This is a genomic window from Halomonas garicola (genome assembly GCF_031935715.1).
GTDB classification, from domain to species: Bacteria; Pseudomonadota; Gammaproteobacteria; order Pseudomonadales; family Halomonadaceae; genus Vreelandella; species Vreelandella garicola.
This window is the reverse complement of record NZ_JASSZF010000003.1, coordinates 58,031-83,612: the sequence shown is the minus strand read 5'-3', so window position 1 is coordinate 83,612 and position 25,582 is coordinate 58,031. Positions and strand designations below refer to the sequence as shown.

The following is a 25,582-nucleotide window of genomic DNA, read 5'->3' as shown; positions in this document are numbered from 1 at the left end:
TCCGCCGCGCTGAAGGGGAGCGGGTCAGGTCTGCCCCAGCAGCAGGGCAATCCCGGCAATGGCGATGAGAACGAGCAGACTCATGACGCCGGCATAGCCCAGGTTGTGTTTCATCATCCGGTAGCCGCTGATGCCGTAGCGGCCCTGCAGCGAAAGGTTGATGCCGGAAAGCGGCCCCACCGCGGTGCCCACGCCCCAGGCGGCCAGCCCGACAAAGGCGTACAGCGTCTGGGCGTTGCCCTCGAGCGTCAGGATCGAGGCCAGGGTTGAGACGCCGATGATCGGGTGCAGGCCGATCATCGCGCTGAGCACGATGACCACAAAGCTCGCCATGGCCTGGGGCATGCCGAAGCGGGCAAACAGCGTCCACTCTTCCTGGGTGGCGGCGTCCACCAGGGTGGAAAGCCCCAGGGTGAACAGCCCTGCGGCAAGAAACAGCGAAATTTCCCCGCGCATGGCCGGTAGCCTTGTCATGGCGTGCTGATAGATCCGGTAGCCGGTATAGCGCGGCCCCTTGGGCAGGTTGGCGGCGAGCGCCACCGAGGGCAGCAGAAAGGTGATGATGCTGACAATGGAGAGCCTGGGCGTCAGCCAGAAGTGAAACAGCATCACCAGTGCCGCCATGCAAAGGGGCATCAGCAGGCTTTTGGGCGCCAGCGAAAAGCCCTCAACGTCGTCAAGGTCAAAGCGTCGGCTAAGCTCCAGCGCGGTGAAAAGCCCCGCGCACATGGCCAGCGGAAAGCCCGCCAGCGCCACGTAGCCGTACTGCATGTCGGGGGTCAGCGCGATCATCACCCCCATGGAGGCAAAAAACGGCGACCACAGCGCCGCGCTGGAAAGCCCCCGGTTGAGCGCCAGCAGCTGGGGCGTGGACAGAGGTTCCCGGCGGGAGAGCCGGTCGCCTACCATAAAGACCGCCGAAAGGTTCAGGATGGTGCCGAGAAAGTGCACCCCGGCCCAGCTGCGCAGCACGCCGCCGGTGCCGGTGACGCGCTTGCCCGGCGCGCCGCGGTTGCCCTGGCTGCCGATCAGCGCAATAAAGCTTACCCCGACAAGCATCACCACCACGAAGGCGTTGCGGGTGATAATGCCCGGCCAGTACACCCGGGCGCCGTAGCCCAGCCTTGCGGCCAGCAGCATGGCGACCCCCAGGACGATGAGCACGGCGGCCTGGCGGCGGGAGCGCGTGGGAATGTCGCGCCACAGCAGCACCACGGCGAGCCACAGCCCGTAGCTGACCGCGTAGGTGGTGCTGATCGCGCCGTTGAAGCCGGCGATCTGCAGCAGCAGCGCAAGCAGAATCAGCCCGCCCGCGATGCGCTGCCGGGGGGAACTTTCGTGCATAGCCGTTTTCCCGGAAAATTTCCGGCAGGCTAACGGCAACGCCGGGGAAAAGCCAGCGCGCCCCATCATTGACTTACCCGCACGGAGAGAAGGCCTGCCATGAATCATGCCGAGCGCTTTCAGCGCCTGACCAAAGTGCTGGCCGCGTGGCAGCCGCTGTGGGGCCCGCTGCCGTTTGCCCACCGCCGCCTGCCCTGGGCGGCGAGCTACCCGGCGCTGCACCGAACCCTGCTGGCGCTTGACGCCGACGCCGCTGAGCGCGTGGAAGACGACCCGCTGGCGGCCGGGGAACTTGACCCCTGGCTGCCCGTGGCTGAGCTTCGGGCGCTCTCCCGGCTGCCGGCGCATCGCGCCGGGCAGGCCGAGGACGCCGCGCTGCCCAACGTCTGGAGCGATCATATCGGCGGGCGCAAGTGGCGCCAGCTGCAGGCCTTTGTGCGCTGCGTGCCCGACGCTTCCGGACCGCTGGTGGAATGGTGCGCGGGGAAAGGGCACCTGGCGCGCACGCTGAGCCGCCTGTACGGGCGAGCGGTAACCGGCCTCGAGTGGCAGCCGGCGCTGTGCGAGCAGGGTCAGCGCCTGGCGCAAAAGCAAGGGGCGGCGGTCACCCTGGCGGAGCAGGACGTGCTGGCAAGGGATGCCGGCCGCTGGCTTGAACCCGGGGCGCACGCCGTGGCGCTGCACGCCTGCGGCGACCTGCACGCGGCGCTGCTTCGCCAGGCCGCGCAGAAGGGCGTGGCGCTGACGCTGGCGCCGTGCTGCTATCAGCGCACCGCGGCGGAGCGTTATCGGCCGCTTTCCACGCTGGGGCAGCGGCTCGCGGCCGCAAGCGGACTGGCGCTTGCGCGCGATGACCTGGCCCTTGCCGTCCGGGAAACCGTCACCGCGCCGTCCAGCGTCAGCCGTCAGCGCGAGCGGGCTAGCGCCTGGCGGCTGGGGTTTGACCTGCTCCAGCGGGAGGTGCGCGGCGTGGATGAGTATCTACCGGTGCCGAGCCTGGCCTACGGCCGGATGCCGGCTGACTTCGTCGGCTTTTGCCGCTGGGCCGCGGCGCAAAAAGGGCTTACGTTGCCGCCGGCCACTCTCTCCCGGCGCGACTGGGAAGCGGCCGGCAGGGAACGGTTGGGGCAGGTCGAGCGCCTCGAGCTTGTGCGCCATGCCTTTCGTCGGCCGCTGGAAGTGTGGCTGCTGCTCGATCGGCTGATATTTATGCAGGAGGCCGGCTTTGACGCGACCCTTGCTACCTTTTGCTCCCGGGCGCTGACGCCGCGCAACGTCGTGCTGCAGGCGCGCCCCGCCAAGCTGGCCTAAGAGGCCATTTCCTTCTGGGCGTCGGGGGTGGCCTCGTCGACCACCGCCGCGCCGACGATATCGCCGGTCACATTGAGCGCGGTGCCGCCCATGCCGATCAGCGCATCGACGCCGGCGATCAGCGCCACCACCTCCAGGGGCAGGCCGAACATGCCGAGCACCGCGGAGAGCGTGACAAGCCCGGCGGCGGGGACCCCGGCGGTGCCCACCGAGAGCAGGGTGCCGATCACCACGATGACCACAAAGTTGGAAAACGCCAGATCAAGCCCGGTGATATTGGCGGCAAACACCAGCGATACCCCCATGCGCAGCGCGCCGCCGTCGGAGTTGAAGATGGCGCCCAGGGGCAGGGTAAAGTTGGCGGTTGTTTCCGATACCCCGGCCTTTTTCGCCGCCTTGATGGCAATGGGCAGAGTAGCGATGCTGCTGGAGGTAAAAAACGCCGTGGTGAAGGCTTCGCGAATGTTTTTGAAAAAGGCCCCGACCGAGTGTTTCGACAGGCTCAGAAAGCCGGTGTAGACCACGCTCCAGAGAATGACCAGCCCCAGGTAAAACACGCCGGTGAAGTACAAAAGCGATTTCAGCGTCTCCAGCCCCTGGTTGCCGAAGGTGGAGGCGCTGATGGCAAAGACGCCGATGGGCGCGTACAGCAGAATGCCGTTCAGGATGCGGTAGAACATTTCGTTCAGGGCGGTGAACAAGCGCTCGACCCGCATGCCGTGCTCGCGCGTGGCCTCTTCCCGGGAGAAGCGCATGGTGGACACGGCCATGCCGATGATGATGGCGATGAACAGAATGGCCATCAGATTTCCGGAGGTGAAGGCGGCAAAGAGGTTGCGCGGCACGATCTGCAGCAGAATGTCGGAAAAGTGCGGGATGTCGGGCTTGTCCACCGAGGTGTCGGGAAGCGACAGGCCGCTGCCTGGGTTGAAAAAAAGCGCCAGCGACACCCCGATCAGCACGGCAAGGGCAGTGGTGGTCAGGTAGTAGAGCAGCAGCTTGCCGCCCATCTTGCCCAGCTGGGGCAGGTTCATCTGGCTGACGGCCAGCACCACGGTGAGAAAAATCACCGGAATGGCGAGCAGGCTCAGCAGGTGGATCAGCAGCGTGCCCAGCGGCTTGACCAGGGTGGCCTGGTCGCGAAAGATCAGCGCGGCGGCAATGCCCAGTAAAAAGCCCGCCGCCATCTTCAGCACCAGCGGAGTGTCGCGGTAGGTTTTCCAGAGGGGTGGCTTCGTCAAGGTCATGGCGTGATTTCCTGCTCGGTAAACGTTGCCCGGTCGCCGGCGTCGATGTCGCGCGCCTGCTCGAGCTCTTCGATCATGCGGCGCGCGGCGTTGGATAGCGTGCGATTGTGGTGCACCAGGTAGCCAAGCGGCCGGTGAAGCGGCGGGGTGGCAACGTCCAGCTCGACCAGATCATTGTCGACCATGCTCTCGGGCAAAAGGCTCCACCCTAATCCTACGCTACACATCATTTTCAGGGTTTCCAGATAGTTGGTCGACATGCCCGCTTCCAGGGTAAGCCCTTCGCGCTGAAGGCGCCGGCCAAGCAGCGCCCGGGTAAAGGTCAGCGGACCGGGCAGCACGCTTGCATGGTGGCACAGCTCGCCAAGCGTCAGCGACGCGGCGTGGCGCAGCGGGTGATCCGCGGCGCAGACAAAGCACATGCGATCCACCCAGACCGGTACCACGTCAAGCTGCTCGTGGGGCTCGGGTGCGAGCGTGACCACGGCGATTTCCAGGCGGCCGTCCAGCACGTCGCGGTAGGCCTGCTCGGAGTCGAGAAACTCAAGGTTAAGCGCCACGTCGGGGTGACGCCGGGTATAGCGCTTGAGCAGCGGCGGCAGGCGGTGCAGGCCGATGTGATGGCTGGTGGCCAGGCTCAGCCGCCCGCCGACCCGGCCGCTGAGATTGGCCAGCGCCCGGCGGCTGTCGTCCACCGCCAGCAGAATGCCCTGCGCCCGGGGCAGCAGCAGCCGGCCCGCTTCGGTCAGCGCGATGCGTCGGCCGATGCGGTCGAAAAGGCGCGTGCCCAGCTGGTCTTCGAGCCCCGCGATGCGCTTGCTGATGGCCGGCTGAGTCAGGTGGAGCCGCTCCGCCGCCCGGGAAAAGCTCTGGCAGTCGGCCACGGCGATAAAGGCCTGCAGGCTCTGGGTGTCCATCACTATTCCTTTAAGGAATCCAAACCATAAATAACATGAATTGCATTTATCTTCACGGCGGGCAACACTATTTCCAGCACAACGGATTACCAGCACAGCCTATTTATTATCAGCACAGCTTATTACCCGCACAGCTTAGCAACATGCGATTACCGCAAGCGACCACGCCCCGTGACGCCGGTAATCCGCGCAACGCAGGGCAGCGGCCCGGGAGACAACATGGCAGCGCAAACGCTTTACGACAAACTCTGGGAGCAGCATCTGGTCAAGCAGCGCGACGACGGCACCGCGCTGATCTACATCGACCGCCACATGCTCCACGAAGTCACCTCGCCCCAGGCCTTTGAAGGGCTGCGCCTGGCCGGGCGCAAGCCGTGGCGGCTGGATGCCAACCTGGCCACCGCCGATCATAACGTGCCCACCACCGTTGCCGAGCGCGCCGAGGGCAACAAGGGCATCAAGGATCCGGTATCGCTGATCCAGGTACAAACCCTGGACGACAACTGCAGCGAATACGGCATTGCCCAGTTTGGCATCAACGACCCGCGCCAGGGCATCGTTCACGTTATCGGCCCCGAGCAGGGCGCCACGCTTCCGGGCATGACCGTGGTCTGCGGCGACTCCCACACTGCCACCCACGGCGCCTTTGGCGCCCTGGCCCACGGCATCGGCACCTCCGAAGTCGAGCACGTGCTGGCCACCCAGTGCCTGCTCACCCAGAAGATGAAGAACATGCAGGTGCGCGTGGAGGGCACGCTTAGCACAGGCGTTACCGCCAAGGACGTGGTGCTGGCGATTATCGGCCGCATCGGCACCGCCGGCGGCACCGGGCATGCCATCGAGTTTGCCGGCAGCGCCATCGAAGGGCTCTCCATGGAAGGGCGCATGACGGTATGCAACATGGCCATCGAAGCCGGCGCTCGGGTGGGCATGATTGCCGTTGACGATACCGCCATCGACTATATCGGCAACCGGCCGTACTCGCCCGAAGGCGAGCAGTGGGACGCCGCCGTTGCCGACTGGCGCAACCTGGTCTCCGACCCCGACGCCGAGTTCGACAAGGTGGTGACGATTGACGCCGCCGAGATCGAGCCCCAGGTCAGCTGGGGCACCAGCCCCGAGATGGTCACCGGCATTTCCGGTCAGGTACCCGACCCCGCCAGGGCCGCAGACGACACCGTGGCCACCAGCCACGCTCGGGCGCTTGAGTACATGGGGCTTGCGCCCAACCAGAAGATTACTGACATTCGTCTGGACAAGGTGTTCATCGGCTCCTGCACCAACTCGCGCATTGAAGACCTGCGCGAAGCCGCCGCCGTGGCGAAAGGCCAGAAGGTGGCCGACAGCATCATGCTCGCCATGGTGGTGCCGGGCTCGGGGCTGGTGAAGCGCCAGGCCGAGGAAGAAGGGCTCGACAAGGTCTTTATCGAGGCGGGCTTTGAGTGGCGCGAGCCGGGCTGCTCCATGTGCCTGGCGATGAACGCCGACAAGCTCGGCGCCGGCGAGCACTGCGCCTCGACCTCCAACCGCAATTTCGAAGGGCGTCAGGGCTACGGCGGCCGCACCCATCTGGTGAGTCCGGCCATGGCCGCCGCCGCCGCCATTGCCGGCCACTTTGTTGATGTACGTCTTGTCGACGTGCGCCGCCTGCCCGCCAACGATGACCTCCACGCGCAAAAGGCCTGAACATGAAACAGTTTACCCGCTTTGACGGCGTGGTCGCCCCGCTCGACCGCGCCAACGTCGATACCGACCTGATCATCCCCAAGCAGTTTTTGAAGTCGATCAAGCGCACCGGCTTCGGCGTCAACCTGTTCGACGAGCTGCGCTATCTGGATGAGGGCTATCCGGGCCAGGACTGCTCTAAGCGGCCGCTCAATCCGGATTTCGTCCTCAACCGGCCGCGCTACCAAAACGCCGAAGTGCTGCTCGCCCGGCGCAACTTCGGCTGCGGCAGCTCTCGGGAGCACGCGCCCTGGGCGCTCGAGGACTTTGGCTTTCGCGCGGTGATTGCGCCGAGCTTTGCCGACATCTTCTACAACAACGCCTTCAAGAACGGCCTTTTGCTGATCGAGCTCGACGAAGATACCGTGGACCGCCTGTTCAAGGCCGTCGAGGCCACTGAAGGCTACGCCCTGGACGTGGACCTGGAAAACCAGCAGGTGATCACCCCGGAAGGCGAGCGTATCGGGTTTGCCGTGGACGCGTTTCGCAAGCAGTGCCTGCTCGAAGGCCTCGACGACATCGGCATTACCCTCAAGGACGAAGACGCCATCCGCGAGTTCGAGGCCGGCCACCGCGCCCGCCGGCCCTGGCTGTTCCGCGATAGCGCCTGATGACCGCCGGCGTCGACACAAAACAAGGAGTTTGCATGACACGCAAGGTACTTTTACTCCCGGGCGACGGCATCGGCCCGGAAATTATCGCCCAGGCGGCGCGTCTGCTTGACGCCTGCCAAAAGGCCGGGCTTGACATCGACGTCGACGAAGCGCCGGTGGGCGGGGCAGCCTTCGACGCCCACGGCGAGCCGCTGCCGGCAGCCACGCTGGAGAAAGCCAAAGCCGCCGACGCGGTACTGCTGGGCGCGGTGGGCGGCCCCAGGTGGGACGCGCTGGAGGATCGTTCCAAGCGTCCGGAGCAGGGGCTTTTGGGCCTGCGTAAGCATCTGGGGCTTTTTGGCAACCTGCGTCCGGCGCTGCTGTATCCGCAGCTTGCCGGCGCCTCAAGCCTCAAGCCCGAGCTGGTCTCGGGGCTGGATATCATGATCGTGCGCGAGCTCACCGGCGGCATCTACTTCGGCAAGCCCCGGGGGATTGAAGAGCGCGACGGCCAGCGCGTGGGCTATAACACCTACGTCTACGGTGAGGCGGAGATCGAGCGCATCGGCCGGGTAGCGTTTGCCATGGCGCAAAAGCGCGGCAAAAAGCTGTGCTCGGTGGACAAGGCCAACGTGCTCGAGGTCACCATGCTGTGGCGCGAGGTCATGGAGCGCCTGGCGCCGGAGTACCCCGACGTCGAGCTTTCGCATATGTACGTGGACAACGCCGCCATGCAGCTGGTGCGCGCGCCCAAGCAGTTTGACGTAGTGGTCACCGGCAACATGTTCGGCGATATCCTCTCCGACGCCGCGGCCATGCTCACCGGCTCCATCGGCATGCTGCCCTCGGCCTCGCTGAACGAGTCCGGCCAGGGCATGTTTGAACCCTGCCACGGCAGCGCGCCGGACATCGCCGGCAAGAACATGGCCAACCCTCTGGCGATGATGCTCTCGGTTGCCATGATGCTGCGCTATTCGCTTGACGAAAACGCCATGGCTCGGCGTATCGAGGCGGCGGTGGGTCAGGTGCTTGACGACGGCCTGCGCACCGCCGACATCGCCGCCGACAGCGAAGAGGCCGTTGGCACCGACGCCATGGGCGATGCCGTACTCGAGGCCTTTTCCCGTCGCTTAGCCTGACGTCGTTCTCGGGGCCGGGTGATAAACGCGCCGCGCAATTGTGTATAATGGGGGGCACATTTTTTCCGGAGGACTTGTCATGTTGAAAGTCGGTTTTGTGGGGTGGCGCGGCATGGTCGGCTCCGTGCTGATGCAGCGGATGCTCGAAGGCGGTGATTTCAACGGCATCGAGCCGCGGTTTTTCACCACCTCCCAGGTCGGCCAGCCGGGGCCGGACATCGGCGCTGACGTCCCCGCGTTGAAAGACGCCTTTGATCTGGACGAGCTCAAGGCGCTCGACGTCATTGTGACCACCCAGGGCGGCGACTACACCAAGCAGGTCTACGCTGACCTTCGCCGCGGCGGCTGGAACGGCTACTGGCTCGACGCCGCCAGCGCTCTGCGCATGGACGACGACGCCACTATCGTACTGGATCCGGTCAACCGCGCCGTCATCGACGCCCAGCTGGCGCGCGGGGCGAAGACGTTCGTCGGCGGCAACTGCACCGTCAGCCTGATGCTCATGGGCCTTGGCGGGCTGTTTGAAGCCGACATGATCGAGTGGATGACCTCCATGACCTATCAGGCGGCGTCCGGCTCCGGCGCCAAGCACATGCGCGAGCTGCTCAACCAGATGGGTGGGCTGCGCGATAGCGTCGGCGAAGAGCTTAAGGACACCTCCAGCGCGATCCTCGACATCGACCGCAAGGTCACCGCGGCCATGCGCGGCGGCGACTTTCCCACCGATAACTTCGGCGCGCCGCTGGCGGGAAGTCTCTTGCCGTGGATCGACAGCAAGCTCGACAACGGCCAGAGCCGCGAAGAGTGGAAGGGTGGTGCCGAGTCCAACAAGATTCTCGGCCTGGAAAATAACCCCGTGCCCATCGACGGCATCTGTGTGCGCGTGGGCACCATGCGCTCCCACAGCCAGGCGTTTACCATCAAGCTCAAGCAGGACGTGCCGCTTGACGAAATCGAAGACCGCCTGGCGAAGCACAACGACTGGGTGAGCGTCGTGCCCAACGAGAAAGACGCCTCCATCGACCAGCTCACCCCGGCGGCGGTCACCGGCACGCTGCAGGTGCCGGTCGGGCGGCTGCGCAAGCTGGCCATGGGCGGCGAATACCTGTCCGCCTTCAGCGCCGGCGACCAGCTTTTGTGGGGTGCTGCCGAGCCGCTCAAGCGGATGCTGAAGATCCTGCGCGAGCAGTAAAATAGGCGATCACCATCGTCAACGGGCGCTGAAGCCGGCGCCCGTTTTTTATTACTATGTTGTGAATGGCCCTGTTGTGGGTGCCGCCGGGCCGATACGCCGGCAGGGTATGAGGGAAACGAGACAGGGGCGTCGGGCCGGCGTGGCTGACCCGGCGCGCTGTAACCGGGGGAACCAGGGGCTCATGAAATTACCATCCGCGCTGGCTGTGTTGCTTGCCGTATCGCTTGCCGGTCCGCTGGCCCATGCCGAAGAAAGCGGGCAGGATGCCGCCGGCGCCGACGACCCAGCGCAGCGCACCCCGCCCGCTACCACCTACGTCAGCAGCGGCGATGCCCTGTGGCACGTGGCCGAGCGCGTCAGGCCCGAGGCGGCAAGCGTCGAGCAGGTCATGCTGGCGCTGGTCGAGGCCAATCCCGAGGCCTTTCCCAGCGGCAACATCAACGCCATGTCAGCCGACACCGAACTCAGAGTGCCGGACGTCGAGCGCATGCTCCGCCGCAGCAAGGCCCAGGCGGAAAAAACCATCGATTACATGAATATTGCCTGGCGCATCCGCGGGCCGGAAGGGCCGGTGCACGTGCCGCTGGGCCCGCCGGAGAACCGGGCGCAAGCCGCTTTAGATCAAAACGCGCAAGACCAGCCCCCGGCGCTTAGCCTGGAGGCCGGCGAGGCGCTGTCGCTCGAGCCGGAAAAGGCGGTAGCCGGGCTCGGGGCGCTCGACCAGAGCGTGCTTGCCGAGGTCCGGGAGCTTGGCCAGGAGTTCGCCCAGGACGGGGCAGGAGGCGAGCTCGACGCGCTCAAGGCTCGCCTTGAGCGCGCTATTGGCCAGCGCGACCGGCTGCTTGAAGAAGTGTCCCGGCTGGAGTCGGAGCTTTCCCGGCTGACCGAGGAGCTAGCGCTTCAGGAAGTGGAGCTGGCGCGCCAGGAGGTGCAGGAAGGCACGTCGGGCTACCGGGCAGCCGCGGACGAGGAGCGGTCGGCAAACGGCGCGACGGACGATGCGGTGGCGCCGGCTAGCGAATTCGCCGTTGCCCGGCGCGGCATGGCGAGCCTTGCCGCCGAGTACCGCTGGCCGCTAGCGGGGGGCGCGCTGCTGCTGGTGGCGCTGGTGGCGCTGTGGCGCTACCGGCGGCGCTCAGGTCGTGACGTTGACGAGTTCAGCGCCTACGAAGACGCCTCGCCGCGCGGCGAAGAGGTAGCATTCAAGCCGTCGAGTCAGGATAATACGTCTTCTTCTTCCTATTGATTGTGGCAAGTGATGACGCTGTTTGACCGCTTTGATGAAAGCACGCCGCTTACCGGGCGGCTCGCCATGGGTATCGAGTACGACGGCAGCGGCTACTGCGGCTTTCAGCGCCTGAGCCACGCCGCCTCGATCCAGGGGACGCTGGAGCATGCCCTGAGCCGAGTGGCCAATGCCCCGGTACAGGTTCACGCCAGCGGCCGCACCGACTCCGGCGTTCACGCCACCCGCCAGATCATTCACTTTGACGCGCCGGCATCGCGCAGTGAGAAGGGCTGGGTGTTCGGCGCCAACGCCAATCTCCCCCGGGACATCGCCGTACACTGGGTAACGTCAGTACCCGACGATTTCCACTCGCGCCTGAGCGCGCTGGCGCGGCGCTACCGTTACGTGCTGATCAACCAGCTCAACCCTCCGGTGCTCGAGCGCGCCAACGTCACCTGGTGCCGCGATCCGCTGGACGCCGACGCCATGCATCGGGCGGCCCAGGCGCTGGTGGGCGAGAACGATTTTTCCAGCTTTCGCGCTGCCGGCTGCCGGTCGAAAACGCCCTGGCGGCACATGCACTTTCTCGAGGTCAAACGCCACGGCCCGCTGGTGGTGATCGACATCCAGGGCAACGCCTTTTTGCACCACATGATCCGTAATGTCGCCGGCGCGCTGACAAGCGTCGGTCGCGGCGCCCGGGACGAGGCGTATCTGGGCCGGCTGCTAGCCTTGAAAGACCGCCAGCAGGGCGACGTGACCGCGCCGGCCCGGGGCCTGCACTTTGTCGATGTGCGCTACGACGACGCCTTTGCGCTGCCCCGGGAGCCGCTGGGGCCGGGGCTTTTGCTTTCCACCGGTGAATGGACCGGCGAGCGGCCTATCCCTGACTCGCGCATGGTGCGCCTGCGCCGGGGACGCCCGCGCCGGGCGGTCGAGGAGGGCGCCACATGACCCCGGCGCCTTCACGCACCCGGATCAAGTTTTGCGGGCTAACCCGCCGGGCCGATATCGCCCGGGCGGTGGCGCTTGGCGTCGACGCCCTGGGCTTTGTCATGTGGCCGCAGAGCAAGCGCGCCATCGACGCGGCAACGCTTGCGGCCCTTGCCGCCGAGGTGCCGGCCTTTGTTACCCGAGTGGGGCTGTTTGTGGATGCCGACCCCGACCTGGTCGAGCAGTGCGCCCCTTATCTCGATATGCTGCAGTTTCACGGCAGCGAGCCGCCCGCCGACTGCGCGGGCTATGCCACGGCCTGGATCAAGGCGCTGCGCATGCGCGACGGCGTTGATCTGCACCGCGAAGCCGAGCGCTACCGGGGCGCTTCGGCGCTGCTGCTGGACGCCTACCGGCCGGGGGTGCCGGGCGGCACGGGGGAGGTCTTTGACTGGTCGAGAATTCCCGCTACGCTTTCAAAACCTGTTATCCTCGCCGGTGGCCTGACGCCTGATAATATCGGCCGCGCGGTCCGCCGGGTAGCGCCCCACGCGGTGGACGTTTCCGGCGGCATCGAGGCCGCTCCCGGCCGCAAGGACCCGGCGAGAATGGCGGCGTTTGTGGAGCGGGTAGCGGCGGCGGATCGTGTGCGGAAGGCGGCCCCGTAACGTTGATGCGCGGCGAGGAACCCCGCTGCGCGTTTACCGGTCCAATAATGGCAGCCAGCATTGCTCCCGTCCGGGGTATGGATGGCTTAACTCTTGGCGTTTTTTGTGAGGTGCACCCGTGACCGTCTCTGCTACTCAGCCCGGCGCTACCCAGTCTAGCGCTGGCTCGTCCGGCGCCGATCAACCCCGATTCAGCGAGCTTACCGGGATGCCGGATGCCCGCGGCCATTTCGGCCCCTACGGCGGCCGCTTCGTCTCCGAAACCCTGAGCTTTGCCCTGGAAGACCTGGAAAAAACCTACGCCGGCCTGCGTAACGACCCGGCCTTCCAGGCAGAGTTTGACCACGACCTGGCCCATTACGTGGGCCGGCCCTCGCCGCTCTATCACGCCGAGCGCTGGTCCAACGCCCTGGGCGGCGCGCAGATCTGGCTCAAGCGCGAAGATTTGAACCACACCGGCGCGCACAAGGTGAATAACACCATCGGCCAGGCGCTTTTGGCCAAGAAAAGCGGCAAACCCCGGGTCATCGCCGAGACCGGCGCCGGCCAACACGGCGTTGCCACGGCAACCGTTGCCGCCCGGCTGGGCCTTGAGTGCGACGTCTACATGGGCGCCACCGACGTCGAGCGCCAGAAGCTCAACGTCTACCGCATGCGCCTGCTGGGCGCCCGAGTTATCCCCGTGGAATCGGGTACCAAAACGCTCAAGGACGCCATGAACGAGGCGCTGCGCGACTGGGTGACCAACGTCGACGACACCTTCTACATCATCGGCACCGTGGCCGGCCCGCACCCTTACCCGCTGCTGGTGCGCGACTTCAACTCGGTCGTGGGGCGCGAGGCGCGCCGCCAGTCGCTTGAGCAGATCGGCCGGCTGCCCGATGCGCTGATCGCCTGCGTAGGCGGCGGCTCCAACGCTCTGGGGCTTTTCTATCCCTTTGTCGAAGACGAAGACGTCGCCATGTACGGCGTGGAAGCCGGCGGCGACGGCGTTGCTACCGGCCGCCACGCCGCACCGCTGTCGTCCGGGGCGCCGCGCGGCGTGCTCCACGGCAACCGCACCTACCTGATGTCCGACGAGGCCGGCCAGGTGGCCGACACCCACTCGATTTCCGCCGGGCTCGACTACCCGGGCGTGGGCCCCGAGCACGCGCTGTGGAAAGACGTCGGGCGGGTCAACTACGTGGCCGCCAACGACGACGCCGTGCTCGAAGCGTTTCGCGAGCTGACCCACATGGAAGGCATCATGCCGGCGCTGGAGTCCGCCCACGCGCTGGCCCAGGCCAAGATCATGGCGCCAACCATGCGGCCCGACCAGCACATTGTGGTCAACCTTTCCGGCCGCGGCGACAAGGACATCATGACGGTCGCCAAGCTCGACGGCATCGAATTTTAAAAGCCCGCTTTTCCAGAGCCCGTTTTTCAAGGGATAGCCATGAACCGTATCGATCAACGATTCAGCGAACTCAAGCAGCAGGGGCGCCGCGCGCTGATCCCGTTCATTACCGCCGGTGACCCCGCGCCGCGCTATACCGTGGGTTTCATGCACGCGCTGGTGGAAGCCGGCGCCGACGTCGTGGAGCTGGGCGTGCCGTTTTCCGACCCCATGGCCGACGGCCCTGTGATCCAGAAAGCCTGCGAGCGGGCGCTGGCGGCCGGCACCCGGCTGGTCGACCTGCTGGACATGGTCGCCGAGTTTCGCCGCACCGACACCGCCACGCCGGTGGTGCTCATGGGCTATCTCAACCCCATCGAGCGCATCGGCTACGAGGCCTTTGCCCGCCGGGCGGCCGAGGCCGGGGTGGACGGCGTGCTCACCGTGGATATGCCGCCGGAAGAGGCCGACGAGCTCGCGCCGCTGCTGAAGGCCAACGGCGTGGCGGCGATTTTCCTGGTGGCGCCAACGACCTCCCGGGAGCGCGCCGCCACGATCTGTGCCCACGGCGAAGGCTACCTCTACTACGTCTCGCTCAAGGGCGTCACCGGCTCGGCGACGCTCAACGCCGAGGACGTCGCCGAGCACCTGGCGCCGCTTCGCGAGCTGACCGATCTGCCGCTGTGCGTGGGCTTTGGCATCCGCGACGGAGCCACCGCCGCCGAAGTCGCCAGGGTCGCAGACGGCGTTATCGCCGGCAGCGCGCTGGTTAACCGGATTGCCGACAACGCGACCACGCCCGAGGCGATTCCCGACGCCTTGAAAGCCGTGCTCGGCGACATGCGCCGGGCCATGGACGCGGTGGCCGCGCCGGACCTTGCCGATGCGCCGCGCTGATGCCACCTTTTGTATTACGTGCGTGCTTCACGCCAACCTTCAGGCCTGGCCCCGCCGGGCATAAACGTATAACGGAAGCCTTTGTGATATGAGCTGGCTAGACAAAATTGTGCCCTCGATGGGGCGAATCCAGCGTAAAGACCGCCGTGCCAGCGTGCCCGACGGTCTTTGGCGCAAGTGCCCCAAGTGCGACGCCGTCCTCTATCTGCCCGAGCTTGAAAAGCTCCACAGCGTGTGTCCCAAGTGCGACCACCACCTGCGCCTGACCGCGCGCAAGCGGCTGGACTGGTTTCTGGACAAGGACGACCGCGAAGAGCTTGCCACCGAGGTGCAGCCGGTCGACCGGCTGAAGTTCCGCGACTCCAAGAAATACCGCGACCGCCTGACCGCGGCGCAGAAAACCACCGGCGAGAAAGATGCGCTGATCGCCATGCGCGGCCGGCTGGACGGCATGCCGGTCGTCGCCGTGGCGTTTGAGTTCACCTTCATGGGCGGCTCCATGGGCGCTGTGGTCGGCGAAAAGTTCGCCCGCGCGGCGACCCTGGCCCGGGAAGAAGGCCTGCCGCTGATCTGCTTTGCCGCCTCCGGCGGGGCGCGGATGCAGGAAGCGCTTTTTTCGCTGATGCAGATGGCCAAGACTTCGGCCGCGCTCGAGCGCCTGAAAGAGGCCGGCGTGCCGTACTTCTCGGTGCTCACCGACCCGGTCTTCGGCGGCGTCTCGGCTTCGCTTGCCATGCTCGGTGATTTGAACGTCGCCGAGCCCAACGCGCTGATCGGCTTTGCCGGCCCCCGGGTCATCGAGCAGACCGTGCGCGAAAACCTGCCCGAAGGCTTCCAGCGCAGCGAGTTTTTGCTCGAGCACGGCGCCATCGACATGATCGTGCATCGCCACGACATGCGCACTCGGCTTTCCGGCATGCTGCGCAAGCTGACGCACCAGCCCGCGTCCCAGGCGCTGCCCGACGAAGGCGCGCCGGTAGCGCCGCCGGTAGGTGATGAAGAGGTTCTCGCCGACGAGCCGCCGGCCGCAACCGGCGAACGCGCGGCCGACTCCGACGAGGCGGAGACGCGCCCGGAGCCGGAGGAGACGGCCGACGGCGATCAAACCGCTGACGCTTCGCGTCGCGAAGCGGACGGCAAGGCGCCCGACGAGGCCGACACGCCCGACGACAGCGGTGATAACGACGACAACGGCGACAAGCCCCGGGATGCCTGACGCTTCGCCACCATCGCCGTCCGCCTCGCTTGCCGAGTGGCTTGCCTGGTGGGAGCGGCTGCACCCCACCGGCATCGACATGGGCCTGGATCGCGTGCGCGCGGTGGCCGCGCGCCTGGGGCTTGTTCAGCGCGGCCGCTTGACGGGCGGCCACCCGCCGCAGGTGATCACCGTTGCCGGCACCAACGGCAAGGGCTCTACCGCGGCCATGCTGGCAAGCCTCGCGCACGGCCACGGCCGGCGCGTGGGTATGTACACTTCGCCGCATCTGGTGCGCTACAACGAGCGCGTCATCATCGACGGCGAGCCGGCAGGCGACGCCCAGCTGGTGGCGGGTTTTGTCGAGGTGGAGAAGGCCCGCGCCGTCGCGCCCGCAGTCAGCCTCACCTATTTTGAAGCCGGCACGCTCTGCGCCCTGTGGTGCCTGGTGCATGCCGAGCTTGACCTGCTGGTGCTGGAAGTGGGCCTGGGCGGCCGGCTGGACGCGGTGAACATCATCGACGCCGACGTCGCCGTGGTTACCACGATCGCCCGGGATCACGCCGGCTTTCTGGGAAATGACATAGCGCATATCGGCCGGGAGAAAGCCGGCATTTTCCGCGCCGGGCGCCCGGCGGTGCTGGGCAGCGACGCTCTGCCGGAAAGCGTCGCAGAGGCCGCCGCCGAGCGGCAAGCGCCGGTTTATGCGCTGGGCAAGGCGTTTTCGCGTACGCCGCTGACCCCCGATGGCTGGGCGTTTCACCGCGAGGCGGGGCCTTCGCTTGCGGCCCTGCCCGACCCCGGTCTGCCGCTGGACAACGCCGCCACCGCGCTACAGGCGCTGGCGCTTGCCGGGATCGACCTCGACCCGACCGCGCTCCGCCGGGCCCTTGCGCAGGTTAGCCTGCCCGGGCGCATGCAGTGGCACGGCCAGTGGTGCCTGGACGTGGGCCATAATCCCCACGCCGCCGCCTACGTCGCCGGCCGCCTGGCCGCGCGGGCAGCGCCAGGGCGGCGCTGGTGCCTGCTGGGCATGCTCGACGACAAGGACGCCGCCGGGGTGATTGCGGCGCTGGCGCCGGCGATCAGCGACTGGGTATGCGTAAGCCTTGACGGCCCCCGGGGGCGCGATGCCCAGGCGCTGGCGGCGGACGTCGTGGCCGGGGGCGGGCGCGTGCGGCACTGCGCGGCGTCGCCCGAGGCCGGCGCCGAGTGGCTCGACGAGCAGCTGGCCGACGACGACATCGTGCTCGTCGCCGGCTCGTTTTTTACCGTAGGCGCGCTGCTGGCCACGCCACGCTTTGACGGCAGCGCCTGAGCGCCGCGCGAGCGGCCCGGCAGGGGCCGATCTGCTAGAGGATACACCTATGAAATACGGCAAGACCGAGCGTATCAGCGGCATTGTTATCCTGCTGGCGCTGGCGGCGATCATCGTGCCCTGGCTGATGAGCGAGCCGGCGCCCCGCGACGAGCCGCTACAGCCGTCCTTCGACGTCGAGCAGCCCGCGGACGTGCCCCGCCACGAGGTGCCGGCGCCGCAGAAGCCGGGCTCCATCGACGCGGCCGATGAGATCGACGAAGACGCCGTCGCCAACGCCGTTCCGCTCGACAGCGCTACCGGGAAAGCGGACGACAAGGCGCCGGATACCGGCGGGGAAGCCGTGGTCGAGCCGCCGACGATATCCTCGGATGAGGCCGGGTCGGACGACGATGACTCGGCGGCCGCGGACAAAAGCGATCCCATTGCCGATATGGTGCAGGGCGGCGGGGCGCCCAAAGCGGCCGAGGGCGGCGAATGGGCGGTCCAGGTGGGCAGCTTCGGCAAGGCGGAAAACGCCAGCCGGCTGAAAAAAGAGCTCGAAGGCGAGGGCTTCAGCGTTTACACCCGCGCCCGGGACAACGATCTGACCACCGTGCTCGTGGGGCCCTACGCTAGCTCCGAGGACGGCGAGCAGGCCCGCTCGCTGATCAAGGAGCGCGCCAACCAGCAGGGGCTGCTGATCCGGGTGCGAGACTGAGCCGTGGCGCTGACCTGGATCGACGTGCTGTTTCTCGCCGTGCTGGCGCTCTCCGTGCTCGCCGGCCTGGTTCGCGGGCTGGTGCGCGAAGCGCTGGGCCTGGCGGTTTGGGTGACGGCGCTCATGGCGGCGCGGGCGCTGGCCGAGCCCGTGGCCGAGCGGCTGGCCGGCTGGATTGATAGCTTCGATGCGCGCCTGGTGCTGGGGTTCGTGCTGGTGGTGCTCATTGTGATTCTGCTGGGCGGCATCGTCATCCGTCTGCTGCACGCGGCGATCGAGTGGGTGGGGATGGGCTTTCTCAACCGCCTGGCCGGGGCGGCCTTCGGCCTGGTGCGCGGCACCGCCGTGCTGCTGGTAGCCACGGTGCTTTTGACGCTCACGCCGCTGGAGGCGCTGGACGCCTGGCAGGAGGCCGCGCTGCGCCCGACCTTTGAACAGCTGCGCGGCTGGGCGCTCGGCCAGCTCGAGCAGTGGGACCCAACGCTGCCCCCGGCGCCGGAATCAATCAGGGATATTCCGCTGCCGGACTTTCACCGGCGCGAGGCTTCCTGAGCCGCGCCGGCACGCTACCAGCCCGGCCTGCAGCCAGGCGTCGGGCGTTCACGAATTCCAATGGCTTACGCCTCCTCGGCAAGTCGCGACAAAACGAGGTATAAAGCATGTGCGGTATCGTCGGCCTCATGGCCACCCAGGCGGTCAACCAGGCCATTTACGACGCCCTGACCGTGCTTCAGCACCGGGGCCAGGACGCAGCCGGGATGATGACCTGGAGCGAAGGACGCTTTTTGTTGCGCAAGAGCAACGGGCTGGTGCGCGATGTCTTTCATACTCGCCACATGGCCAGGCTCAAGGGCAATCTGGGGATCGGTCACGTGCGCTACCCCACGGCAGGGTCGTCGAGCGAAGCGGAGTCCCAGCCGTTCTACGTCAACTCGCCCTACGGCATTGCGCTTGCGCACAACGGCAACCTGACCAACTCTGACCGGCTCAAGCAGGAGCTGTTTTCCACCGATCTGCGCCACATTAACACAAGCTCGGACTCCGAAGTGCTGCTCAACGTCTTTGCCCACGAGCTTGGCAAGCAGGGATTGTACCTTGAAGCCGAAGACGTCTTTGATGCCGTGCGCCGGGTGCACCGGCGCTGCAACGGCGGCTATGCCGCGGTAGCCGTCATCAACGGCGTGGGCATGGTGGCGTTTCGCGACCCTAACGGCATTCGCCCGGTGGTGTTCGGCACGCGCACTGAAGGCGGCAAGCAGGAAGTCATGGTGGCCTCGGAGTCCGTGGCGCTTGACGTCGGCGGCTTTGAGCTTGAGCGCGATCTGGCCCCCGGCGAGGCGGTGTTCGTGGACATGGAGGGTCAGGTGCATACCCAGGTATGCGCCGACCGCCCGCGGCTGCGCTCGTGTATTTTCGAACACGTCTACCTGGCGCGTCCGGACTCGATTCTCGACGGCGCCTACGTCTACGGCACGCGCATGCACATGGGGCGCAAGCTCGGCGACCGGGTGCTCAGCGAATGGCCCGACCACGACATCGACGTGGTCATCCCCATTCCCGACACCTCGCGCACCTCGGCGCTGGAAATGGCCCAGCACCTGGGCGTGACCTACCGCGAAGGTTTCATGAAGAACCGCTATATCGGGCGCACCTTCATCATGCCGGGTCAGACCCAGCGGAAAAAATCCGTGCGCCAGAAGCTCAACGCCATCGACGTCGAGTTCAAGGACAAGAACGTGCTGCTGGTGGACGACTCCATCGTGCGCGGCACCACCTGCCAGCAGATTATCCAGATGGCCCGGGACGCCGGCGCGCGCAACGTCTACTTTGCCTCGGCGGCGCCGCCGGTGCGCTACCCCAACGTTTACGGCATCGACATGCCCGCGGCCAGCGAGCTCATCGCCCACGGCCGTACCGAGGCCGAAGTCGGTGAGCTGATCGGCGCCGACCGCATCATCTACCAGGACCTGGACGACCTGAAAGCCGCCTGCCGCGAGGTCAACCCGGCGCTCGAGGAGTTCGACTGCTCGGTATTTGACGGCAACTACGTAACCGGCGACATTGACGCGGCCTACCTGGACGCCCTGGAAGCCAGCCGCCACGACGCCGCCATGGACGAAAGCGCCGGGGACCACGCGCTGGTCGGCATGCACAACCAGGACGACGATCTGGACGACTGACACGACACTACCGGGAAGCCGCTATGCACGATGATTCACGCCGCGACGATTCATACGAGGCGCCCTGGTCGCGGGAGACACTGGCCATCCGCGCCGGCCACGACCGCACCATGGAGCAGGAGCACGCCGAGCCGATTTTCCCTACCTCGAGCTTTGTCTACCAAAGCGCCGCCGAGGCGGCGCGCAAGTTCAGCGGCGACGAGCCGGGCAACATCTACTCGCGCTTTACCAACCCCACGGTCAACACCTTCGAAAGGCGCCTGGCGGCCATGGAAGGGGGCGAGCGCTGCGTGGCCACCAGCTCCGGCATGGCGGCCATCCTGTGCACGGCGCTGGCGCTGCTGTCCGCCGGCGATGAAATCGTCGCCTCGCGCTCGCTGTTCGGTTCCACGGTAAGCCTGCTGGACAAGTATCTGGCCAGGTTCGGCATCGTCACCCGCTACGTCGAGCTTTCCGATCTCGACGCCTGGGAGGCGGCGATCACGCCGGCGACACGGCTGCTTTTCGCCGAAACGCCGTCCAACCCGCTCTCTGAAGTCGCCGATATCGCCGCGCTTGCCGCGATAGCCCACCGCCACGACGCCTGGCTTGCCATCGACAACTGCTTTCTGACCCCGGCGCTGCAGCGTCCGCTCGAGCTGGGCGCGGACCTGGTGATCCATTCGGCGACCAAGTACCTCGACGGCCAGGGTCGCGCCGTGGGCGGTGCAGTGGTCGGTGGCCACGACCTGCTCGAAGGCGTGTTCGGTGCGGTGCGCACCGCGGGCCCCTGCATGAGCCCGTTCAACGCCTGGATCTTTACCAAGGGGCTGGAAACCCTGGGGCTGAGGATGCGCGCCCACTGCGATAACGCCGCCCGCCTGGCCGAGTGGCTGGATGAGCATCCGGCGGTGACGAAGGTTCACTACAGCGGCCTTGAAAACCACCCTCAGCACGCCCTGGCGGCGCGCCAGCAGTCGGGCTTCGGCGCGGTGCTGGGGTTTGAGGTCAGGGGCGGCCAGGAGGGCGCCTGGCAGGTGATCGACGCCACCCGGCTGATTTCGATTACCGGTAACCTGGGCGACGTCAAGTCCACGATTACGCATCCGGCGAGCACCACCCACGGGCGCCTCTCCGAGACGCAGATGCAGGCCACGGGGATTACCCCGGGGCTTCTGCGCGTGTCGGTGGGGCTCGAAAGCCTGGCCGATATCCGCACGGACCTTGCCCGGGGGCTGGACGCCCTGGCCAGGGATAACGCCTGAGCGCGCACGGCGCGGCGCCAGGCTGAAGGCGGCAGCGGGAGGAAGGCAGAGATGTGGCAAAATACGCGAAGCGGCTGGGGCTGGATGAGCATCGCGCTGCACTGGCTGAGCGCGCTGGCCATTATCGGGCTCTTTGCCCTGGGCTGGTGGATGACCGATCTTGGCTACTACGACGCCTGGTATAACAAGGCGCCGTGGCTACACCGCTCGGCGGGCATGCTGCTGCTGCTGGCTACCGTCGGCCGGCTGGTCTGGCGGCTTTGTCAGCCTACGCCCCGGGCCGAAGGCAGCCGTTTCGAGGCCGTCGCGGCACGCCTTGGCCACTGGCTTTTGTATCTGGCGTTGCTCGGCGTGCTGGTCAGCGGCTACCTGATATCCACCGCCAAGGGCAGCGGCATCGACGTATTTGGCTGGTTCGAGGTGCCGGCGACCGTCTACGGCTTTGCCAATCAGGCAGACATCGCCGGAACCATTCACTGGTATAGCGCTCTTACGTTACTGGCGCTGGCGGCGGGGCACGCCCTGGCCGCGCTGCGCCACCACTGGTGGGACAAGCGCCTGACGCTTGTGCGCATGCTCAGCGCCAAATACGCCAGGCGCCAATAATACGGTATCCCTGCAAGGAGAAAACAGGATGTTGACAGTCGATACGCTCAAGAAGACCGCTACGGCCACGGCCGTGACCGCAGCGCTGCTGCCTTTCAGCCAGGCCCAGGCCGATACCTACAAGGTGGATACCGAAGGCCAGCACGCCTTTGTCCAGTTCAAGATCAGCCATCTGGGCTATTCGTACCTACTTGGCAACTTTGAAACGTTCAGCGGCGAGTTCGACTACGATCCCGAGAGCCTAGAAGACGCCGCCGTCGAGTTCGAGGTGGAAGTAGCAAGCCTCAACTCCAACCACGCCGAGCGCGATCGCCATATTCTGAGCGACGATTTTCTCGACGCCGATGCCTATCCTACGGCAACCTTCGAGTCCACCGGCTTTGAGCCCGACGGCGACGACGCCGGCGTGATCACCGGCGAGCTGACGCTGCACGGCGAAACCCAAACCATCGAGATGCCGGTCACGCTGGTGGGCGAGGGCGAAGACCCCTGGGGCGGCTACCGCGCGGGCTTCGAAGGCTCCACCATCCTGGTGCCGTCCGAGTTCGGCATCGACATGAGCGAGTTTCCCGAACCCATGCGCGAGCTCGAGCTGTACGTGACCTTTGAGGGCGTTCGCCAGTAACACCCCGGACGCCTGAAACGCCACCGCCTTGCCCGAGGCGGTGGCGTTTTACGTTGGAGCCAGGGTTTTATCACGAGAAAGAGTTTTATCACGGAACAAATTTTTAGCACGGGAGACGATTGTGGCAGAAACGCAGCAGGCAACGCTGGGCAAACAGCTGTGGCAGCAAACCTGGCCCATGGCCATCGGAGCCCTGTCGCTGCTGGGCTTTCAGCTGGTGGACAGCGCCTTTATCGCCCGGCTGGGCACCGCGCCGCTGGCGGCGCAGTCGTTTACTTTTCCGCTGTCGTTTTTGATCATCGGCGTGCAGGTGGGCATCGGCATTGCCATTGCCGCGCTGATTTCCCGGGCGTTGGGCGCCGGCGAGCGCGAGCGGGCCAGGCGCCTGAGCACCCTGGTGCTGATGATCGGCAGCGCCATTATCGGCGTGATGGCTGTGGCGCTGTGGCTTGGCCAGCGGCCCGTTTTCATCGCTCTGGGCGCGAACGACACCGCGCTTGCCTACATCGCCCGCTACTGGCCGATGCAGCTGCTGGCGGGCTGGCTCGGGGCACTGGCGTACTTTTCCTACAGCGTGTTCCGCGCCCACGGCAATACTCGGCTGCCCGGCAACATGATGCTCCTTACCAGCCTGGTTAACCTAGCGCTGGACCCGCTGCTGATTTTCGGCGCTGGCCCCTGGGGCGGGCTGGGGCTGCCGGGGGCTGCCTTGGCCAGCGTCATCGCCTTTGGCGTCGGGGGCGGCGTCACCGCCCGCCGGCTGGCCCACAAGCGCTGGCTGACGCGGGTGGGCCTGGGCGGCGAGGCCCGGCGATCGCTCAGGCCCTTTGTTGGCATCGCCGGCCCGGCCATGGTCAGCCAGCTGATGCCGCCGCTTTCCGCCATGCTGGCGGTGGCCGTGGTTGCCTCGCTTGGCGACTCCTTTGTTGCCGCCTGGGGGCTTGCCAGCCGCCTGGAGACGCTTTCGCTCATGGCCATTCTTGCCCTGACCATGTCGCTGCCGCCGTGGCTCGGGCGCTGCTACGGCGCCGGCGACTGGGAGCAGATAAAGCGGCTGATGCGCCTGGCCCTGAAGGTGGCGGTCGCCTGGCAGCTGGCGCTGGGGCTTTGCATGGCACTGGCCGCTCACTGGGTCGCGCTGGCGCTTGCCGGCCAGCCCGACGTGCAGCAGGAGCTTGCGCTGTTGATCCGCTTTCTGCTGCCAAGCTACGCCGCTCTCGGCGTGTGCATGCTGGTCGTTTCGGCGGGGAATGCGCTGGGCTTCCCGCTGTGGTCGATGCTGATGTCCGGGGTGCGGCTCTTTATTTGCTATCTGCCCTGCCTGTGGGTGGGAATGCAGCTTGGCGGCTGGGCCGGGCTGGCGCTAGGGGCGGCGCTGGGTAACGTCCTGGCCGGATTCACGGCCTGGCGGCTGCTTCGGCGTATGGTCGGGGCCCGCCTGCGCGCGTCTTCCGGGGAGGCGCAGGCGGGAGAGGCCTAGCGGCGCTGCTGAAGCGCGAAGTAGACAAACAGCGCGGCCATGGCCAGATAGCCCACGACGAAGTCCGGCGCGGCGCTGAACGCCAGCGCCGGGGCGTGCATCAGCCCCACAAAGGAGAAGCCCGCGGCCAGCACGGCAAAGGCCGCCGCCCGGCGGAACTGGTGATCGATCACCGAGACCGCCATGGCGCCGAGAAAAATCGCCATGAACATCGACCCTTGGCCCATGGCCTCGATGGCGCCGGAAATGCCGCTGACCACGTCGCCGGCGTCGCGGTTGAAGCGCGTCACCAGGTAGTTGGCAAAGTAGGGCAGCATGGCAAGGGCCACGGCCGGGTAGTAGCGGGTATCGTTGGTCTGAAACGCGGTGGCGATCATCGAGACCCCAACAAACACAAGGATCGGCGCGACCACCGAGACCGGAATCACCGCGGCCAGCGCGGCAATCAGGCCAAACATGGTGGCCAGGGCGTAGACCGCGCCGTTGAGCAGGCTGTAGCCGCGCCCGGCGCCCATCCACTTGGCGCCGACGGTGGCGATGTACACCGTGGTCGGGAACACCCCGCCAAACAGTGCGCCGATCATGGTGCCCGCGCCGTCCACGGCCTGGCACTCGCGCACGTCGTACTTGTCGCCGGCCGCTTCCATGGCCTCGACGTTGTTCATGGTTTCGATGGCGTTATAAAGGGTGATCGGCAGCACCACGGTGAGGATACTCAGCATGCCGGTAGCGAGCAGTCCCAGGCCGTCAAGCCAGGCAAGGCTTGGCAGCAGCGGATAAAACCCGATGTAGGTAAAGGCGTCGCTGAACTTGCCGTCGTCGGTAGCGCCGATCAGATAGGCCAGAAGTGTGCCGAGGATGATCGCAAACAGCGAGGTAGGAATGCGCAAGGGCATGCTTACCCGGGCCACCAGCCCGACGAGGATCAGCGCCAGCACCACCAGCCCCACCACCGGAACTTCCAGCGTCTTGAACAGCATTTCGCCGGCGATGAAGGTCAGCGCCACCCCGGCTACCGCGCCGAGCATGGCCGCCCGGGGCAGGTGATACTGCACCCAGCGGCCTACCAGGCTGATGGCCGCCTCGATGGCGCCGCTGATAAAGCACGCCGCCACGGCGACTTTCCAGGCGAGATCGGCGTCGCCGGTGAGCTGCTTGGCCGGCAGCAGCACGCCGAACAGAAACACGAACATCACCGGGGTGGAAATGCCGTAGGACAGCGCGGTGACGTCGGTGCGGTTTTCCCGCCGGGCAAGGCGAGCGGCGGTAAAGGCGTAGTAGAAGTTGCCCACCATGACCGCCACGGCGGCGCCGGGCAGCACCTGGCCATAGACGATGGAGGCAGGAAAGCCCATGCCCAGCATGGAAATGGCAATGACCACGAAGTTGGCGATGTTGTTCTGAAACAGCGCAAAAAACGCGTCGGTATCTTCTTTTTTATACCAGGGATAGTGAAGGTGGGAGCCGGCAGCCGCCATGATAAGCCTCTTGATAGCGCTTGGGTTGAGCGTTACGCGGCGGATATTGACTGATTGGTCAAGCGCAGCGTGAACGCGGGACGCCGCGCGGGCGCCCCAGGGCTCTGGCGGCGAAGCCGCGGATTGTACACGCTGCCGGCGGATTTTGCAGCAAGACGCCCGGCCGTGCGGGGCACGATCGGGC

23 protein-coding genes are annotated in these 25,582 nt (G+C 66.5%); 19 read left to right on the top strand and 4 right to left on the bottom strand.

The features are described 5' to 3' along the window. Positions 1–24: 24 nt before the first annotated feature. Complete coding sequence (locus tag RS027_RS02175) at positions 25–1,344, bottom strand: hypothetical protein (protein WP_311953325.1); 1,320 nt, start codon at positions 1,342–1,344, stop codon at positions 25–27. Positions 1,345–1,443: 99 nt separating this feature from the next. On the opposite strand from RS027_RS02175, the gene RS027_RS02170 reads away from it, so the two are divergent. Beyond that, positions 1,444–2,655 carry a methyltransferase gene (locus RS027_RS02170; protein WP_311953322.1) on the top strand — a complete coding sequence of 404 codons (1,212 nt, stop codon included), beginning with the start codon at positions 1,444–1,446 and terminating at the stop codon, positions 2,653–2,655. Here RS027_RS02170 and RS027_RS02165 read toward each other — a convergent pair. Both RS027_RS02165 and RS027_RS02160 read right to left on the bottom strand, forming a co-directional pair. Then, entirely contained in the window at positions 2,652–3,902 is a 1,251-nt protein-coding gene (locus RS027_RS02165) for a dicarboxylate/amino acid:cation symporter (protein ID WP_311953320.1), read from the bottom strand. The genes RS027_RS02170 and RS027_RS02165 overlap by 4 nt on opposite strands. Beyond that, entirely contained in the window at positions 3,899–4,819 is a 921-nt protein-coding gene (locus RS027_RS02160) for a LysR family transcriptional regulator (RefSeq protein WP_311953315.1), read from the bottom strand. The genes RS027_RS02165 and RS027_RS02160 overlap by 4 nt, the downstream gene beginning before the upstream one ends. A 219-nt stretch (positions 4,820–5,038) precedes the next feature. On the opposite strand from RS027_RS02160, the gene leuC reads away from it, so the two are divergent. The 18 genes from leuC (at position 5,039) to RS027_RS02070 (ending at position 23,920) form a co-directional block, all read left to right on the top strand. Continuing rightward, the gene (leuC, locus tag RS027_RS02155) at positions 5,039–6,505 is read left to right on the top strand and encodes a 3-isopropylmalate dehydratase large subunit (RefSeq protein ID WP_311953311.1); all 1,467 of its coding nucleotides are present in this window, start codon (positions 5,039–5,041) and stop codon (positions 6,503–6,505) included. A gap of 2 nt (positions 6,506–6,507) precedes the next feature. Next, positions 6,508–7,155 carry a 3-isopropylmalate dehydratase small subunit gene (gene leuD, locus RS027_RS02150; protein WP_311953309.1) on the top strand — a complete coding sequence of 216 codons (648 nt, stop codon included), beginning with the start codon at positions 6,508–6,510 and terminating at the stop codon, positions 7,153–7,155. 35 nt (positions 7,156–7,190) lie between these two features. Beyond that, positions 7,191–8,276, top strand: coding sequence for a 3-isopropylmalate dehydrogenase (leuB, locus tag RS027_RS02145; protein ID WP_311953306.1), 1,086 nt, complete (start codon positions 7,191–7,193; stop codon positions 8,274–8,276). Positions 8,277–8,355: 79 nt separating this feature from the next. After that, a complete protein-coding gene (gene asd, locus RS027_RS02140; protein WP_311953304.1) occupies positions 8,356–9,468 on the top strand; it encodes an aspartate-semialdehyde dehydrogenase in 1,113 nt (370 codons plus the stop codon). 184 nt (positions 9,469–9,652) lie between these two features. Continuing rightward, positions 9,653–10,717 carry a FimV/HubP family polar landmark protein gene (locus RS027_RS02135; protein ID WP_311953301.1) on the top strand — a complete coding sequence of 355 codons (1,065 nt, stop codon included), beginning with the start codon at positions 9,653–9,655 and terminating at the stop codon, positions 10,715–10,717. Positions 10,718–10,729: 12 nt separating this feature from the next. Next, complete coding sequence (truA, locus tag RS027_RS02130; protein ID WP_311953298.1) at positions 10,730–11,653, top strand: tRNA pseudouridine(38-40) synthase TruA; 924 nt, start codon at positions 10,730–10,732, stop codon at positions 11,651–11,653. Next, entirely contained in the window at positions 11,650–12,300 is a 651-nt protein-coding gene (locus RS027_RS02125; RefSeq protein ID WP_311953294.1) for a phosphoribosylanthranilate isomerase, read from the top strand. Before truA ends, RS027_RS02125 begins: the two co-directional genes overlap by 4 nt. A gap of 208 nt (positions 12,301–12,508) precedes the next feature. After that, positions 12,509–13,696 carry a tryptophan synthase subunit beta gene (gene trpB / locus RS027_RS02120; RefSeq protein WP_311953529.1) on the top strand — a complete coding sequence of 396 codons (1,188 nt, stop codon included), beginning with the start codon at positions 12,509–12,511 and terminating at the stop codon, positions 13,694–13,696. A 39-nt stretch (positions 13,697–13,735) separates the two neighbouring features. After that, on the top strand, positions 13,736–14,572 hold the full coding sequence (gene trpA, locus RS027_RS02115) for a tryptophan synthase subunit alpha (RefSeq protein WP_311953291.1): 837 nt from the start codon (positions 13,736–13,738) through the stop codon (positions 14,570–14,572). 88 nt (positions 14,573–14,660) lie between these two features. Then, positions 14,661–15,788 (top strand): acetyl-CoA carboxylase, carboxyltransferase subunit beta, encoded by a 1,128-nt coding sequence (gene accD, locus RS027_RS02110; protein ID WP_311953288.1) that lies wholly within the window; start codon positions 14,661–14,663, stop codon positions 15,786–15,788. Further along, positions 15,781–17,085: a bifunctional tetrahydrofolate synthase/dihydrofolate synthase gene (gene folC / locus RS027_RS02105; protein WP_311953284.1), complete on the top strand. Its 1,305-nt coding sequence runs from the start codon at positions 15,781–15,783 to the stop codon at positions 17,083–17,085. Before accD ends, folC begins: the two co-directional genes overlap by 8 nt. A 49-nt stretch (positions 17,086–17,134) precedes the next feature. Continuing rightward, a complete protein-coding gene (locus RS027_RS02100; protein WP_311953279.1) occupies positions 17,135–17,785 on the top strand; it encodes an SPOR domain-containing protein in 651 nt (216 codons plus the stop codon). Positions 17,786–17,788: 3 nt separating this feature from the next. Next, entirely contained in the window at positions 17,789–18,337 is a 549-nt protein-coding gene (locus RS027_RS02095) for a CvpA family protein (protein WP_311953276.1), read from the top strand. Between the two features lie 107 nt (positions 18,338–18,444). Continuing rightward, positions 18,445–19,965: an amidophosphoribosyltransferase gene (gene purF / locus RS027_RS02090; protein WP_311953273.1), complete on the top strand. Its 1,521-nt coding sequence runs from the start codon at positions 18,445–18,447 to the stop codon at positions 19,963–19,965. A gap of 23 nt (positions 19,966–19,988) precedes the next feature. Beyond that, positions 19,989–21,209, top strand: a complete 1,221-nt coding sequence (locus RS027_RS02085) for an O-succinylhomoserine sulfhydrylase (protein ID WP_311953271.1) — start codon at positions 19,989–19,991, stop codon at positions 21,207–21,209. 51 nt (positions 21,210–21,260) lie between these two features. Further along, positions 21,261–21,815 carry a cytochrome b gene (locus RS027_RS02080; RefSeq protein ID WP_311953269.1) on the top strand — a complete coding sequence of 185 codons (555 nt, stop codon included), beginning with the start codon at positions 21,261–21,263 and terminating at the stop codon, positions 21,813–21,815. 28 nt (positions 21,816–21,843) lie between these two features. Continuing rightward, a complete protein-coding gene (locus RS027_RS02075) occupies positions 21,844–22,440 on the top strand; it encodes a YceI family protein (protein ID WP_311953266.1) in 597 nt (198 codons plus the stop codon). Positions 22,441–22,618: 178 nt separating this feature from the next. Next, a complete protein-coding gene (locus RS027_RS02070; RefSeq protein ID WP_311953526.1) occupies positions 22,619–23,920 on the top strand; it encodes an MATE family efflux transporter in 1,302 nt (433 codons plus the stop codon). Here RS027_RS02070 and RS027_RS02065 read toward each other — a convergent pair. Beyond that, the gene (locus RS027_RS02065; RefSeq protein ID WP_311953263.1) at positions 23,917–25,398 is read right to left on the bottom strand and encodes an NCS2 family permease; all 1,482 of its coding nucleotides are present in this window, start codon (positions 25,396–25,398) and stop codon (positions 23,917–23,919) included. The two genes, RS027_RS02070 and RS027_RS02065, sit on opposite strands and share 4 nt — an antisense overlap. Positions 25,399–25,582 lie beyond the last annotated feature (184 nt).